At 71.4% G+C, this 15,050-nt stretch carries 14 protein-coding genes; 9 read left to right on the forward strand and 5 right to left on the reverse strand.

Features of this window, described 5'->3' with window-relative positions:
* Position 1: 1 nt before the first annotated feature.
* Both ABC138_RS07250 and ABC138_RS07255 read right to left on the reverse strand, forming a co-directional pair.
* Positions 2 to 1,531 carry a Re/Si-specific NAD(P)(+) transhydrogenase subunit alpha gene (locus ABC138_RS07250; RefSeq protein ID WP_068424284.1) on the reverse strand — a complete coding sequence of 510 codons (1,530 nt, stop codon included), beginning with the start codon at positions 1,529 to 1,531 and terminating at the stop codon, positions 2 to 4.
* Between the two features lie 146 nt (positions 1,532 to 1,677).
* Entirely contained in the window at positions 1,678 to 1,800 is a 123-nt protein-coding gene (locus ABC138_RS07255; protein ID WP_255218353.1) for a hypothetical protein, read from the reverse strand.
* A gap of 42 nt (positions 1,801 to 1,842) precedes the next feature.
* On the opposite strand from ABC138_RS07255, the gene ABC138_RS07260 reads away from it, so the two are divergent.
* From ABC138_RS07260 to ABC138_RS07300, 9 genes are all read left to right on the forward strand, one after another.
* Positions 1,843 to 3,492, forward strand: coding sequence for an acetolactate synthase (locus tag ABC138_RS07260; protein WP_345913130.1), 1,650 nt, complete (start codon positions 1,843 to 1,845; stop codon positions 3,490 to 3,492).
* A 63-nt stretch (positions 3,493 to 3,555) separates the two neighbouring features.
* The gene (locus tag ABC138_RS07265; protein ID WP_068329523.1) at positions 3,556 to 4,773 is read left to right on the forward strand and encodes a pyridoxal phosphate-dependent aminotransferase; all 1,218 of its coding nucleotides are present in this window, start codon (positions 3,556 to 3,558) and stop codon (positions 4,771 to 4,773) included.
* On the forward strand, positions 4,770 to 5,192 hold the full coding sequence (locus tag ABC138_RS07270) for a CrcB family protein (RefSeq protein ID WP_068329519.1): 423 nt from the start codon (positions 4,770 to 4,772) through the stop codon (positions 5,190 to 5,192). The genes ABC138_RS07265 and ABC138_RS07270 overlap by 4 nt, the downstream gene beginning before the upstream one ends.
* Positions 5,189 to 5,545, forward strand: a complete 357-nt coding sequence (locus tag ABC138_RS07275; protein WP_068329516.1) for a CrcB family protein — start codon at positions 5,189 to 5,191, stop codon at positions 5,543 to 5,545. The genes ABC138_RS07270 and ABC138_RS07275 overlap by 4 nt, the downstream gene beginning before the upstream one ends.
* Before the next feature lie 29 nt (positions 5,546 to 5,574).
* Positions 5,575 to 6,072, forward strand: a complete 498-nt coding sequence (locus ABC138_RS07280; RefSeq protein ID WP_068329513.1) for a MarR family transcriptional regulator — start codon at positions 5,575 to 5,577, stop codon at positions 6,070 to 6,072.
* Between the two features lie 259 nt (positions 6,073 to 6,331).
* Positions 6,332 to 9,598 carry a fused isobutyryl-CoA mutase/GTPase IcmF gene (gene icmF, locus ABC138_RS07285; protein WP_068329510.1) on the forward strand — a complete coding sequence of 1,089 codons (3,267 nt, stop codon included), beginning with the start codon at positions 6,332 to 6,334 and terminating at the stop codon, positions 9,596 to 9,598.
* Positions 9,595 to 9,960: a DUF202 domain-containing protein gene (locus tag ABC138_RS07290; protein ID WP_068329507.1), complete on the forward strand. Its 366-nt coding sequence runs from the start codon at positions 9,595 to 9,597 to the stop codon at positions 9,958 to 9,960. The genes icmF and ABC138_RS07290 overlap by 4 nt, the downstream gene beginning before the upstream one ends.
* A 7-nt stretch (positions 9,961 to 9,967) precedes the next feature.
* The gene (locus ABC138_RS07295; RefSeq protein WP_068329504.1) at positions 9,968 to 10,294 is read left to right on the forward strand and encodes a DUF202 domain-containing protein; all 327 of its coding nucleotides are present in this window, start codon (positions 9,968 to 9,970) and stop codon (positions 10,292 to 10,294) included.
* Complete coding sequence (locus ABC138_RS07300) at positions 10,291 to 11,070, forward strand: helical backbone metal receptor (protein ID WP_068329497.1); 780 nt, start codon at positions 10,291 to 10,293, stop codon at positions 11,068 to 11,070. Before ABC138_RS07295 ends, ABC138_RS07300 begins: the two co-directional genes overlap by 4 nt.
* Before the next feature lie 25 nt (positions 11,071 to 11,095).
* Here ABC138_RS07300 and ABC138_RS07305 read toward each other — a convergent pair whose 3' ends face one another.
* The 3 genes from ABC138_RS07305 to ABC138_RS07315 all read right to left on the reverse strand — a co-directional run bounded on the left by ABC138_RS07305 (position 11,096) and on the right by ABC138_RS07315 (position 15,019).
* Positions 11,096 to 12,820 carry a S8 family serine peptidase gene (locus ABC138_RS07305; protein ID WP_169702080.1) on the reverse strand — a complete coding sequence of 575 codons (1,725 nt, stop codon included), beginning with the start codon at positions 12,818 to 12,820 and terminating at the stop codon, positions 11,096 to 11,098.
* Between the two features lie 101 nt (positions 12,821 to 12,921).
* Positions 12,922 to 13,719 (reverse strand): ParA family protein, encoded by a 798-nt coding sequence (locus tag ABC138_RS07310; protein WP_068329492.1) that lies wholly within the window; start codon positions 13,717 to 13,719, stop codon positions 12,922 to 12,924.
* A 31-nt stretch (positions 13,720 to 13,750) separates the two neighbouring features.
* Entirely contained in the window at positions 13,751 to 15,019 is a 1,269-nt protein-coding gene (locus tag ABC138_RS07315) for an acyl-CoA dehydrogenase family protein (protein WP_068329490.1), read from the reverse strand.
* Between the last annotated feature and the right edge of the window lie 31 nt (positions 15,020 to 15,050).

Genomic DNA, 15,050 nt, shown 5'->3' on the forward strand with positions numbered 1-15,050 from the left:
CTCAGCCCTTCCGGAACATGTTGAGCATCCGGTTCGTCACGGTGAAGCCACCGAAGACGTTGATGCTGGCGAAGAAGATGGCGGCGGCTGCGACGACCTGGATCGTCAGGTTCGACGAGGTGACCTGCAACAGGGCCCCGACGACGATGATCCCGGAGATCGCGTTGGTCACCGACATCAGCGGCGTGTGCAGCGCGTGGTGCACGTGCCCGATGACGTAGAAGCCGATGACGACCGCGAGCGCGAAGACGATGAAGTGCGACAGGAAGGCGGCCGGCATGAAGGCGGCGAGGACGAGGAAGACCACCGCTGCCCCGCCGATGAGCCAGAACTTGCGGTTGGGGTCGACGGGCTTCGCGGGCTCGGGCTCGACCTGTGCCGCGGCGGCCGGGGCGCTCTGAGCCGCGGAGACCTGCACGGGCGGCGGCGGCCAGAGGGTCTCCTCGGCCCGGGTGACCGTCATGCCGCGCACGACGGTGTCCTCCATGTCGAGGACGGGCCGACCGTCCTTGTCCGGGGTCAGCAGCTTGAGCAGGTTGACGATGTTGGTGCCGAAGAGCTGGCTGGCCTGCGTGGGCAGGCGGCCCGCGAGGTCGGTGTAGCCGATGATCCGCACGCCGCCCTCGGTGACGACACGCTCGTCCGCGACGGACCCGGCGACGTTGCCGCCGGAGCCGGCCGCCATGTCGATGATGACCGAGCCCGGCTTCATCGAGGCGACCATCTCCTCGGTGATGAGGCGCGGCGCCGGCCGGCCGGGGATGAGGGCCGTCGTGATGATGATGTCGACGTCCTTGGCCTGCTCCGCGTACAGCTCGGCGGCCTTGCGGTTGAAGTCCTCGCCGGTCTCCTTGGCGTAGCCGTCGCTCGAGACCTCCTGCTGGACGTCGATCCGGAGGAACTCGGCGCCCATCGACTCGACCTGCTCGGCGACCTCGGGGCGCACGTCGAAGGCGCGCACGATCGCACCGAGCGAACCGGCGGCACCGATCGCCGCCAGGCCGGCGACGCCGGCCCCGCAGACGAGGACCTTGGCCGGCGGGACCTTGCCCGCGGCCGTCACCTGTCCGGTGAAGAGGCCACCGAACTCGTGCGCGGACTCGACGACCGCGCGGTAGCCCGCGATGTTGGCCATCGAGGAGAGCACGTCGAGCGACTGCGCGCGCGAGATGCGCGGCACGGCGTCCATCGCCAGCGCGGTGACGCCCTGGGCGCGCAGCGCCTCGACCTTGTCGGGGTTGAGCGCCGGCGCGAGCAGGGAGGCGAGGATCGCCCCGGACCGCAGGCGCGGCACCTCTTCGTCGGAGGGCGCGTTGATCTTGGCGACGACGTCGCTGGCCCACACCTGCTCGGCGGGCTCGAGGGTGGCTCCGGCGTCGAGGTAGGCCTGGTCCGGGTAGGCGGAGGCCTCACCGGCACCGGGCTCGACGACGACGTCGTATCCGAGCTTGATCAGCTGCTCGACCGTTCTGGGGGTCGCCGCGACGCGGGTTTCTCCGCGCTTCGACTCCTTGGGCACGCCAAGTCGCATCGTCACTCCTGGTCAGGGGTGTGGGTGTGGTTGGTGGGCAACCTACGACAGGCCCCCACGCCACCCGTGGGTCTGGGATGGGGACGATGATCACAGGCCACGAGGTGAGACGGCGTCTCGTCTCACTGGACAGTCCCGGTCGGCGCTCAGTCCGCGTCGTCGACGGGAGGGGCCTCCCCTTCGTCCTCGGCGAGGTGCTCCTCGGCGATGGCCGCCTCCCGGGCGGCCTCCTCGTCGTCCCACACGGTGTGCGAAGGGTCGGTGCTCACCCCGCCACCCTACGGACCTACCGAAGAGTAACCTAGGGGCGCATGGAGCACTTCGACGAGGTCAGCGGCGGCGCGTGCGCCGTCTCCGCCGCGGCGGCGCACGGGGTGAGCACGATGTTCACGCTCACGGGCGCCCACGTGTTCCCGCTCTACGACGGCGCGGTCCGCGCCGAGCCGCCGATGCGCCTGCTCGACGTGCGCCACGAGCAGACCGCGGTCTTCGCGGCCGAGGCGATGGGCAAGCTGACCCGCACACCCGGCCTGGCAGTGCTCACCGCCGGCCCCGGCGTCACCAACGGGATCAGCGCCATCACCCAGGCGCACTTCTCGGGCTCCCCCCTCGTCGTCCTCGGCGGCCGGGCGGCATCCTTCTCGTGGGGAAGGGGGGCGCTCCAGGAGCTCGACCACCCCCGCCTGCTCGGGCCGGTCACCAAGCGCGCGGCGACGGTCGGCTCGGTCGACGAGATCGCCGACGAGGTCGACGAGGCCTTACACCTCGCGGCGGCGCCGCACCGGGGCCCGGTCTTCCTCGACATCCCGATGGACGAGCTCTTCGGCGACGCCGAGGGGGCGCCGGTCGAGGCGAGCGCGCCCCTGCCCCAGCAGCCGACGAGCGGTGACGTCGACGCCGTCGCCGGGCTCGTGGCCCGCGCCGAACGTCCGCTGCTCGTCCTCGGCACCGACGTGTGGAGCGACGGCGCGGAGGAGTCGGCGCTGCGCCTCGTCGAGGAGCTCGGCCTGCCGACCCTGACCAACGGCATGGGCCGTGGCATCCTCCCCGGCGGGCACCCGCTGCTCGTCGGCAGGGCGCGCAGGACCGCTGTCGGCGAGTGCGACCTCGCGGTCGTCGTCGGCACACCGCTCGACTTCCGGCTCGCCTACGGGCAGTTCGGCGGCCTCGGAGGAGCGGACGCGCAGGTCGTGCACATCGCCGACTCCCTCGGGCAGGTCAGCTCGCACGCGGAGCCGGCGGCGAGCGCCTCCGGTGACCTCACGCTCGTCCTCGACGCCCTGCTCGCCGCGGTCACGGCACGCGGCCACGCGGACTGGACGGCCTGGACGGACCGGCTCGCCGAGGAGGCCGCCGGCCGCGCGAGCCGGGACCGGGAGCTGCTGACGAGCGCGGTCTCGCCCGCGCACCCGGCCCGCATCTACGGGGAGCTGCTCCCCCGCCTCGCGGAGGACGCGGTCGTCATCGGCGACGGCGGCGACTTCGTCTCCTGGGCCGGGCGGTTCGTCGAGCCGCAACGTCCGGGCGGGTGGCTGGACCCCGGCCCCTTCGGCTGCCTCGGCGCCGGCCTCGGTGCGGCGATCGCGGCCCGGGTGGCCCGCCCTTCGTCCCAGGTCGTGCTGCTCCTCGGCGACGGGGCCTCCGGCCTGTCGCTCATGGACGTCGACACGCTCGTGCGGCACGACCTCCCGGTCGTCATCGTCATGGGCAACAACAGCGCGTGGGGGCTGGAGAAGCAGCCGATGCAGATGCTCTACGGCTACGACGTCGCCACCGACCTCGCCCCCCGGACCCGCTACGACCAGGTGGTCACGGCGCTCGGCGGTGCCGGTGAGCTCGTCACGGACCCGGCGCAGATCGGGCCGGCCCTCGACCGGGCCTTCGCCGCCGGCGTGCCGTACCTCGTCAACATCGTCACGGACCCGCAGATCCCCTACCCCCGCTCGACGACGGGGATGTAGCCCGCCGGGTCCGTCGGCCGGTCGTTGCCGGGCATCGGCCCCTCTCCCTGAGAGACTGACGCCATGCGCCAGATCCGCCAGAGCCGCAAGCTGAAGGACGTGCGTTACGACGTGCGCGGCCCCATCCTCGTCGAGGCCCAGCGCCTCGAGGCCGAGGGCCACAAGATCCTCAAGCTCAACATCGGCAACACCGCCCCCTTCGGCTTCGAGGCCCCCGAGGCGATCGTCGCCGACATGACCCGGCACCTGCCCGGCTCGCAGGGCTACGTCGACAGCAAGGGGATCTACTCGGCCCGCACCGCGGTGGCGCAGTACTACCAGTCGCGCGGGCTGCGGGAGACGACCGTCGAGGACGTCTACATCGGCAACGGCGTGTCCGAGCTGATCTCGATGGTGCTGCAGGCCTTCGTCGACAACGGCAACGAGATCCTCATCCCGGCACCGGACTACCCGCTGTGGACCGGCGCCGTCTCGCTCGCCGGCGGCACGCCCGTGCACTACCGGTGCGACGAGGGCAACGGGTGGAACCCCGACCTGGCGGACATCGAGTCCAAGATCACCGACAACACCCACGCGCTCGTCATCATCAACCCCAACAACCCGACGGGTGCGGTCTACTCGCCGGAGATCGTCCGCGGGCTCGTCGACATCGCGCGGCGTCATGATCTCGTCGTCATGGCCGACGAGATCTACGAGAAGATCATCTTCGACGACGCCGTCCACCACCACGCCGCCGAGTACGCCGACGACGACGTGCTGTGCCTGACCTTCTCCGGCCTGTCCAAGGCCTACCGGGTCTGCGGGTACCGCGCCGGCTGGGTGATGATCTCGGGGCCGAAGCACCTGGCGGCGGACTTCCTGGAGGGTCTCACCCTCCTGGCCAACATGCGGATGTGCGCGAACGTGCCGGCCCAACACGCGATCCAGACGGCGCTCGGCGGGTACCAGTCGATCAACGAGCTGATCGTCCCCGGCGGTCGGTACCACGACCAGATCAAGCTCGCCTCGCGCCTGCTCAACGAGATCCCGGGCGTCAGCTGCGTCGAGCCGAGGGGCGCGCTCTACTGCTTCCCGAGGCTCGACCCGGAGGTCTACCGGATCGACGACGACGAGGCCTTCGTCATCGAGCTGCTGCGCGCCAAGAAGATCCTCGTCACCCACGGCACCGGCTTCAACTGGCCGGACACCGACCACTTCCGTCTGGTGACCCTGCCCGACGAGGACGTCCTCACCGAGGCGATCGGACGTATCGCGGAGTTCCTCGAGACCCAGCGGGCATGAGCCGGGCCCCGGGGGAAGGGTGGACCCTCCTCGCCGTCGCCGCGGGCGGCGTCCTCGGCTCGCTCGGGCGCTGGGCGGTCTCCTCGGCGGCCGGAGCCCCGTGGGGCACGGTGGTCGTCAACCTCACCGGCGCCCTCACGCTCGGCCTGCTCGTCGCGTGGCTCGGTGCGGCGCAGCGGCACCCGCTCGTGCGGCCCTTCGTCGCCGTCGGGCTGCTCGGCGGCTGGACGACTTACTCGACGTTGGCGCTCGACGGGCACGCACTCGCGACCGACGGTCTCGGCGGCCTGCTCGGCTACCTCGCGCTCACCCTCGGGCTCGGTGTCGGTGCGGCGCTCGCCGGGCTCGTCATCGGCGAGCGGCTCTGGCACACACCGCCGCTCGTCGACGACACCGCGATCGACCAGGAGGAGCTGTGACCGCGCTGCTCGTCGCGCTCGGCGCGGCCCTCGGGGCCGCGTCCCGACACCTGGTGATGACCTCCCTTCGCGCCCGGGGTGCGACGCCCGCGGGAGGCGTGCTCGCGGTCAACGCCACCGGTTCGCTCCTGCTCGGGCTCGTCGCCGGGCATGCCTCCGGCGGCTCCTCCGGCTGGTTGCTCCCTCTCGCGGGGATCGGGTTCTGCGGGGCCTTCACGACCTTCGCCACGCACGCGGTCGAGGTCGCCTCGGCGGCCCGCTCCGGGCGCCCCCGCCACGCGGTCGCCGACGTCGTCCTCAACCTCGCCCTCGGCCTGGCCCTCGTCTCCCTCGGCTGGTGGCTGGCCTCCTGAGGTTGCATGGACGTCCTAGGATCTCCTGCATGACCGACCGGGACCCCATCGCCGCGGCCCACGACCAGTGGGTCGCCCACGGGTGGGACGACGCCGCCGACGGCATGGCCCTGATCACCTCGATCACCCGGGCCAACCAGCTGCTCGTCGAGCGCATCGAGACCGCCCTGCGCCCGCACGAGCTGAGCTTCGCCCGGTACGAGATCCTGCGACTGCTCGCCTTCAGCCGACGTCGGTCCATGCCGATGAGTCGCCTCGGCTCGCTCCTCCAGGTGCATGCGACGAGCGTGACGAGTGCCGTGGCGCGGCTCGAGGCGCACGGGCTCGTCGAGCGGCTGCGCCGCGAGACCGACCGACGGGTCGTCCTCGCCTCGCTCACCCGCGCCGGCGAGGAGCGCGTCGAGGCCGCGACCGCCGACCTCAACGCGTGCGTGTTCCGCTCGCCGGGGCTCGCGGCGGACGAGGTGCGTTCTGCGACCGCGCTGCTCGGCTCCCTTCGCGCGGCGCACGGCGACACCGTGGAGTGACCCTTCGCGACGCTTGCTGCGCAAGCTCCTCAGGGAGCGAGGGGCAGACCGCCTGCGCAAGCTCCTCAGGGAGCGAGGGGCAGACCGCCTGCGCAAGCTCCTCAGGGAGCGAGGGGAAGCCCGCGAGCGCGAGCTCCTCAGGGAGCGAGGGGCAGACCGCCTGCGCAAGCTCCTCAGGGAGCGAGGGCGGGGGTTTCGGCATTTACTTGGATGTCCTAGTATTTGTCCGTACCGGCTCCCCGACGACGAGGACTCACCGATGGCTGCGCCTGCCACGCCCGAGCTGCACTCCCCGACCCACCCGGTCCGTTTCGTGACCGCGTCCGCGCTCTTCGACGGGCACGACGCATCGATCAACATCATGCGACGGATCATGCAGAGCCAGGGGGCGGAGGTCGTCCACCTCGGTCACAACCGCTCCGTCCAGGAGGTCGTCGACGCGGCGATCGACGAGGACGTCCAGGGCGTCGCCGTCTCGTCCTACCAGGGCGGGCACGTCGAGTACTTCGAGTACCTGACGCAGCTGCTGCGCGAGCAGGGCGCGGGTCACGTCAAGGTCTTCGGCGGCGGTGGCGGCGTCATCGTCCCCGAGGAGATCGACCGGTTGCGCGAGGCGGGTGTGCGCATCTTCTCCCCCGAGGACGGCCAGCGGCTCGGCCTGCCCGGCATGATCAACACGCTCATCCGGGACTGCGACACCGACGTGTGGGAGGAGGGCCCCGTCGCCCTCGAGCCGGTCCTCGCCGGCGAGCGCGCCGCCGTCGCCCGCGCCATCTCCGGCGCCGAGCTCGGCCACCTCGACGAGGCCTTCCTCGGCGGCATCGCGGAGGCGGCACGTCGATCCTCCGCCCCCGTCCTCGGTCTCACCGGCACCGGCGGCTCGGGCAAGTCCTCGCTCACCGACGAGCTCGTCCGCCGCTTCCGCGTCGACCAGCAGGACAAGCTGCGCATCGCCGTCATCGCGGTCGACCCGACCCGCCGCAAGGGCGGCGGTGCCCTCCTCGGCGACCGGATCCGGATGAACTCCCTCGGCGAGTCCACGTCCGGCGCCTCCCCCGTGTTCTTCCGCTCGCTCGCCACCCGCGGCGACCGCGAGGTCCCCGACTCGCTGCAGACCGTCATCGACATCATCAAGGCGGCCGGCTACGACCTCGTCATCGTGGAGACGCCCGGCATCGGGCAGGGCGACGCCGCGATCATCCCCTTCGTCGACGTGCCGATGTACGTCATGACGCCGGAGTTCGGCGCGGCCAGCCAGCTGGAGAAGATCGACATGCTCGACTTCGCCGAGGTGGTCGCGATCAACAAGTTCGAGCGCCGTGGCGCGGCCGACGCACTGCGTGACGTCGCGCGCCAGCTCGTGCGCAACCGCGAGGCCTTCGGCCAGCGTCCCGAGGACATGCCGGTCTTCGGCACCTCGGCCGCGACCTTCAACGACGACGGCGTCACCGCGCTGTACCACCACGTCCGGGACCTGCTCACCGACAAGGGGCTGCACGTCGAGGAGGGCCAGCTCGCACCGGTCGCGACGAAGTACTCCACCCGCTTCGACCAGCTCGTGCCCGCCACCAGGGTGCGCTACCTCGCCGAGATCGCCGAGACCGTGCGTGGGTACCACGCCGAGACCGCGCGGCTCGCCGAGACCGCGCGTCGCGTGCAGCGGCTCGCGCTCGTCGACGACGAGCTGACCGCGGCCGGCAAGGACGGTCACGGCGTCGACGAGCTGCTCGATGCCGCCCGCACGACCCTCCCCGCGGAGATCGGCGAGCAGATCGAGGCCTGGCCGAGCGTCGTCGAGTCCTACTCGGGCGACGAGCAGGTCGTGACGATCCGGGGACGAAAAGAGCCTGTGCGCACACGCCTTTTCAAGGAGTCGCTGTCGGGCAACAAGATCTCCCGCGTCGCGCTCCCCCGGACCACCGACCACGGCGAGCTCGTGAGCTTCTGGCGCCGGGAGAACCTCCCCGGCCGCTTCCCCTTCACCGCCGGCGTCTTCCCGTTCAAGCGGGACAACGAGGACCCGGCGCGCATGTTCGCCGGCGAGGGCGACCCCTTCCGCACCAACCGCCGGTTCAAGCTGCTCTCCGAGGGGCAGCCCGCCACGCGCCTGTCGACTGCCTTCGACTCCGTGACCCTCTACGGTCGCGACCCCGGCGAGCGCCCGGACATCTACGGCAAGGTCGGCACCTCCGGCGTCTCCGTCGCGACCCTCGAGGACATGAAGGCGCTGTATTCGGGCTTCGACCTGCTCTCCCCCTCGACGAGCGTGTCGATGACCATCAACGGCCCCGCGCCGACGGTCCTCGCCTTCTTCCTCAACACCGCGATCGACCAGCAGGTCGACGCCTTCCGCGAGCGCGAGGGCCGCGAGCCCTCCGCCGCCGAGGCCGAGGAGCTGCGCGCCCACGCGCTGCACAACGTCCGCGGCACCGTCCAGGCGGACATCCTCAAGGAGGACCAGGGGCAGAACACCTGCCTCTTCTCCACCGAGTTCTCGCTGCGGATGATGGCCGACATCCAGGAGTGGTTCATCGAGCAGCAGGTGCGCAACTTCTACTCGGTCTCGATCTCCGGGTACCACATCGCCGAGGCCGGGGCGAACCCCATCAGCCAGCTCGCCTTCACCCTCGCGAACGGGTTCACCTACGTCGAGACCTACCTCGCGCGCGGCATGGACATCAACGACTTCGCGCCCAACCTGTCCTTCTTCTTCTCCTCCGGCATGGACCCGGAGTACGCGGTCCTCGGCCGGGTCGCCCGCCGCATCTGGGCCGTGGCGATGAAGGAGAAGTACGGGGCCAACGAGCGCAGCCAGAAGCTGAAGTACCACATCCAGACCTCCGGCCGGTCGCTGCACGCGCAGGAGATGGACTTCAACGACATCCGCACGACGCTGCAGGCGCTCAACGCGCTCTACGACAACGCCAACAGCCTGCACACCAACGCCTACGACGAGGCCGTCACCACCCCGTCGACGGAGTCGGTGCGCCGGGCGCTCGCGATCCAGCTGATCATCAGCCGCGAGTGGGGCGTCTCCTTCAACGAGAACCCCCTCCAGGGCAGCTACCTCATGGACGAGCTCACCGACCTCGTCGAGGAGGCCGTGCTCGTCGAGTTCGACCGGATCAGCGACCGCGGTGGCGTCCTCGGCGCCATGGAGACCGGGTACCAGCGGGGCAGGATCCAGGACGAGTCGATGCTCTACGAGCACCGCAAGCACGACGGCACGCTGCCGATCATCGGCGTCAACACCTTCCTCCGCGAGGACGGGTCGAAGGGGGAGGCCGACGAGATCGAGCTCGCCCGCGCCACCGAGTCCGAGAAGGTCTCGCAGCTGCAGCGCGTACGCGCGTACCAGGAGACGCACCGCGAGGAGGCCGAGCAGGCGATCGCCCGCCTCAAGGAGGCGGCGACCACCGATGCCAACGTCTTCGACGTCCTGATGGACGCCGCGCGCGTGTGCAGCCTGCAGCAGGTGACCGACGCCTTCTTCGAGGTCGGCGGGCAGTACCGTCGCAACGTGTGAGCACTGATCGCTGGCCGTCGCAGGTGTACGGCGAAGGGGAGGAACCGGACTACCGCTTCTCCCTCGCCAACGAGCGGACCTTCCTCGCATGGCTGCGCACGACGCTCGCGCTGCTCGCCGCGGGGGTGGCCGTCGACGTGCTCGACCTCGGGGCGCCCGAGGCGATCACGCGCGGGCTGGCGGCGATGCTGCTCGTCCTCGGCGCGCTCTGCCCGGTCCTGGCCTTCCTCCGGTGGGCGATGGCCGAGCGCGCCATGCGCCGCGCCGAGCCCCTGCCCTCCCTCGGCGTGGCGGCCGCCGTCGTCACGGGCGTCATCCTCGTGGCGGCGGCCGTGCTCACCGTCGTCGTGGCGGGGAGGTGAGCCGGGGATGAGCGAGCTCGCGCGGTCGGCGCCGCACGGCGCCCAGCCGGAGCGCACCGCGCTGGCCTGGCAGCGGACCGCCCTCGCGGCCGCCGCCGGCGCGGCGATCATCGCCCGGCACACCTCCGGTCAGCTCGGCCCCGCGGCGCTCGTCATCATGCTCGCCACCCTGGGGCTGGCGGGCGCAGCCTTCGTGCTCGGCCGGCGGCGGTACGCCGCCGCGCCGGTCGAGCCCTCCCGACGACGTGACGGCCGGGCCCCCTTCGCGCTGGCCCTGGCGATCTCGGCGATGGCGCTCAGCGAGCTGCTCGCCCTCGCCCTGGCGGGGCGATGACCGCTCGCGACGACCTGGACGCCCCGGTCGACCTCCCTTCGCCCCTGCAGCGGGTCGTCTCGCTCGTGCCGAGCCTCACCGAGGCGATCGCCGCGACCTGCCCGGAGCGCCTCGTCGGGGCGACGGACTGGTGCACGTACCCCACCGACCTCGCGGTCGCGCGGGTGCGCGGGACGAAGAACCCCGACCTGCGTGCGATCGCCGGGCTCTCCCCCGACCTCGTCGTGGCCAACAAGGAGGAGAACCGCGAGCTCGACGTGCGCCGCCTCCGCGAGCGCGGGACCACCGTCTGGGTCACCGACATCGAGACCGTGCCGCAGGCGATCACGTCGATGCGCCGTCTCTTCACCGAGGCGCTCGACCTCGCCGCGCCGGCCTGGCTCGAGCGCGCCGACGAGGTGTGGTCGGCTCCCCCGCCGGCCGACCGCGGTCGGGTGGTCGTCCCGATCTGGCGCGACCCGTGGATGGTCGTCGGCCCCCGGACCTACACGACCGACCTGCTCAGCAGGCTCGGCTGGACCAACGCCTGCGCGGGGCCGGACGCAGACCCGTCGCAGCGCTACCCGCACGTCGAGCTCGCGGACATCGACCGCGAGGACGTCGACCTCGTCCTCCTGCCCGACGAGCCCTACGTCTTCACGCCCGAGGACGGCCCGGAGGCCTTCGAGCGGGTACCGACCCGGCTCGTCAGCGGCCGACTGCTCACCTGGTACGGCCCGGCGATGGTCGAGGCGTACGAGCTGTTGGCGCACGAAGGGCCGGACACCTCGCGGTGACCGGCCCTCCTGCGGTGGTGGCGCGTCAGCGCTTCTTCGGCGCGACCGCGGCGTAGGCATTGATGATGCCGTCGCCGTAGAAGCCGTTGAAGTCCTCGTCACCGACGCACTCCGCCGTGTAGGCGGCGGGCAGACCCGGGTAGACGAAGGTGCGCGGCTCCGGGCAGGCCTTGTTGCGGGCCGAGCCCATCAGGATGTCGCGGGTGGTGTCCGCGTCGAGACCGAAGCCCTCCTTGCCCTCGACCTTGCCGTAGCGGCTGACGATGAGCGCCGAGACGCCCGCGGCGTGCGGTGAGGCCATCGAGGTGCCCTGGTAGTACTCGTAGTACCCGCAGGCCTCCTTGCCCTTGACCGTGCCGCAGTCCTTGAAGACGTAGCCCTCACCGAACTCCGTGATGTTGCCGTCCTCGTCGACCGAGCCCTCGGACTTCACGACGTTCTCCGGGACGGAGGAGAGGATCAGGTTGGCCGGGCTGCGGTAGTCCGGGGTCCCGAAGTACTCGCGGGAGTCACCACCGGGGGCGCTGACCTCGATCTCGCCGGACTGCAGGTCCGTCGTGTAGTTCGAGTAGTAGGACTTGCGCTCCGACGGGCCCACGGCCGAGACACCGATGACCTCGGGCCCCTCGACCGGCAGGTCGTAGCAGCTCGCGTTGTCGATGGTCCGCGGGTGGGCGGCACCCTCCGGGTAGTCGGGGCTGGAGTCGTCGAAGGTGACATTGGCCAGGTCCTCCGCGGAGTTGCCGAGGGCACCGACCATCGTGACGTCCTTGGAGTGCGCGTACCGCAGGGCCCGGGACATCGACTCGATGATCATGTCCTGCTCGGCGGCCTCCTCCGGCGTGTCCTCCGGGGCACCGCCCACGCAGTTGTACGCCCACGGGTCGACGTAGAAGCTCATGTTGACCACGTCGAGCCCTGCGTCGGCCGAGTAGGTGAGGGCGTTGACGGTCGGGCCGACGAAGAAGTAGCCCGAGTCCTGGCCGGCACGCGCGTTGACGATCGAGACGTCGGGGGCGACGCCCGAGACGCCGATGCCGTTCTTCGCGGCCGCGACGGTGCCGGCGACGTGCGTGCCGTGGCCACCGTTGTCGACGTCGGCCGGGTCGACACAGGACTCGACCTCGCAGGGACCGTCGACGTCGGGCATGTCTGTGGTGAAGTTGCGCGAGAGCTTGTGGTCGAAGTTCGGCGCGATGTCCGGGTGGCTCGCGTCGACGCCGGTGTCGATGATGCCGACCTTGACGCGGTTGTCGCCGGACTCGATCGCCTGCGCCTGCGGCGCCTGGATCATGTCCATGCCCCACAGCTTGTCGTCGAGCGGGTCCGGGCCGCCCTTGGCGTCGGCCTTGGTAGCCCCACCCTTGGCCTTGACCCGGTCGGGGCGCTCGACACCGTCCTTCTTCTTCGGCTGCGGTGAGCGACCGACGACGCCCTCGTCCGCGGCGCCGAAGACACCGCTCATGCCACGGGCCTTGGCCGCGAACCGGGTGTCGGTCGAGGTGAGCGTGACCATGCCGACGGCTTCGTTGACCGAGGTGATCTTCGCTCCCTTCGCCTTGAGACGGGCGGCGAGCGCCTTGGCGCTGCCGCCGCGGTCCGCCAGGACCACGTAGTGCTTGGCGGGGCCCGTGGTCGAGCTCACTCCACTGTCCACGGTGGGCGCAGCGGCGGCAGTGGTGGTCGCCGCCAATCCGGTCAGCCCGAGCGCGCAGGCGCCCAGGGCCGAGACCATGCGTGTGTGTCGCATGAATTTCCTCCCAGAGTTTGGTCCCGGACGTCAGCCGGGCATGCAGGCCACGATATGACGCGAGTCACACCGATGGGGCCGAAGCAGCGTCCCTTCTCGACCTACCGCCCGGCGGTGCGGCGAGCGGCACGCAGGGCGTGCGCCAGGATCCCGTCGAAGAGCCCCGCGACCTCACGCGCCCCGGAGCCGCGGAAGGCGTGGATCGGGGCGTAGGCGCCCTGGGCGCGCTGCACGGACGTGCGCTCGGGGATGTGCTGGGAGAGCACGAGAGGACCGAAGAGCGAGGTCAGCTCCTCGACGCGGTACTGGTGCTCGCCGATGTGCGCGCGCACGCGGTTGATGACGATGCCGAGCGGCTGCAGCCGCGGCGCGAGGGAGGTGCGCACCTCGTGCACGGCCCGCAGGGCCCGGTCGGCGGCCGCGATCGCGAAGACACCGGGCTCGGTGACGATCACGGCTCGGTCGGCCGCGGCGAGGCCGATGCGCGTCAGGCCACCCAGCGACGGGGGGCAGTCGACGATGACGAGGTCGTACTCGTCGTCGACCTTGTCGAGCACGGTGCGAAGGGAGGTCAGCCCACGGCTGGAGAGGTCGGTCCGGTCGAGCCGGGCCAGGTCCAGGCCGCCGACGACCACGTCGATCGGCGCCGCCGCGCCCTCGCTCCAGTGACTGCGCCGGGTGGCGGCGCGCAGGTTGCGACGGCGCGGCTCCTCGATGACCAGGGCGCTGCTCGAGGTGACCTCGTCCTCGATGTCGAGCCCGGCCGTCGAGTCCCCCTGCGGGTCGAGGTCGACGACGAGGGTGCGCAGCCCGGCCTCACGGGCGGCCGAGGTCATCCCGAGGGTCACGGACGTCTTGCCGACCCCGCCCTTGAGACTGCACACCGCGATGACCACCACGTCCGCATCCTAGGCGCGGCGCGGCCTCGGACTACTTGAGCTCCTTGCTCGAGTACCCGAGGATGCGCCGGGCGACGACGAGCAGCTGGATCTGCTGCGTCCCCTCGAAGATGTCGAGGATCTTGCAGTCGCGGGCCCACTTCTCGAGCAGCTCGGTCTCGGCGTACCCGGTGGCGCCCGCCAGCTCGACGCACGCGAGCGCGACGTCGACGCAGGTGCGGCCCGCCTTGGCCTTCGCCATGGAGGCCTCCATGGAGTTCGGCTTGCCGTTGTCCGCCATCCAGGCCGCACGCAGCGTCAGCAGGTAGGCGCTCTGGTAGTCGGCCTCCATCTCGATGAGATTCGCGGCCGCAGCGGACTGGACGTTGCCCGGGCGGTCCCAGTCGACCGCGACGCCGGCCTCCCGGAGGAGCTCGGTGGTCCGGTCGAGCGAGGCGCGGGTCAGGCCCAGGGCCATCGCCGCGACGAGCGGCCGGGTGTTGTCGAAGGTCTGCATCGCGCCGCCGAAGCCGCCCTCGATCCTGATCTCCGGGTCGCCGAGCAGGTCCTCGGCGGGCACCCGGCAGTCGTCGAGGACGAAGGCCGCGGTGTCGGAGGCCCGGATGCCGAGCTTGTGCTCGAGACGCACGAGCTGCAGCCCGGGGTTCTCCCGGCTGACGACGAAGGACTTGATCGCCGTCTTGCCGAGGCTGCGGTCGAGCGTCGCCCACACGACGACCAGCTCGGCGCGCTCGCCGGAGGTGACGAAGATCTTCTCGCCGTTGAGGACGTACTCGTCGCCGTCCTTGACCGCCGTGGTGCGGATGGCGCCGGAGTCGGAGCCGACGTCGGGCTCGGTGATCGCCATGGCGGCCCACTTGCCCGCGTAGCGCGCCTTCTGCTCGTCGTTGGCGACGGCCGCGATGGCAGCGTTGCCGAGGCCCTGGCGCGGGATCGACAGCGTCAGGCCGACGTCGCCGCGGCAGGTCTCCAGGATGGACAGGACGGAGGAGATGTTGGAGCCGTTGCGGTTGGCGGAGTCCTCACGCGTGCCGGCCCTGCGCCCGGAGCCGACGGCTGCGACGTCGCCCTCCTGGGCACCGCCGTCCTCGGCGCGGGTCGAGGAGGACGCACCGGCCCCCTGGCCGGCGCCACCGTCGGCCATGCCGTCGATGACGGCCGAGACGAGGTCGAGCTCGGCGGGGTACTCGTGCTCCGCTCGGTCGTACTTGCGCGAGATGGGCCAGAAGACCTCCTCGGCCATGCCGCGCGCCTGGGCGACGAGGGGGCGGAACTTCTTCGGAACCTCGAGGTCGATCATGATCGTGTCCTTCGTGTCAGGTCGGGATGAG

It is taken from the genome of Janibacter sp. LM (genome assembly GCF_039631275.1).
GTDB lineage: Bacteria > Actinomycetota > Actinomycetes > Actinomycetales > Dermatophilaceae > Janibacter > Janibacter terrae.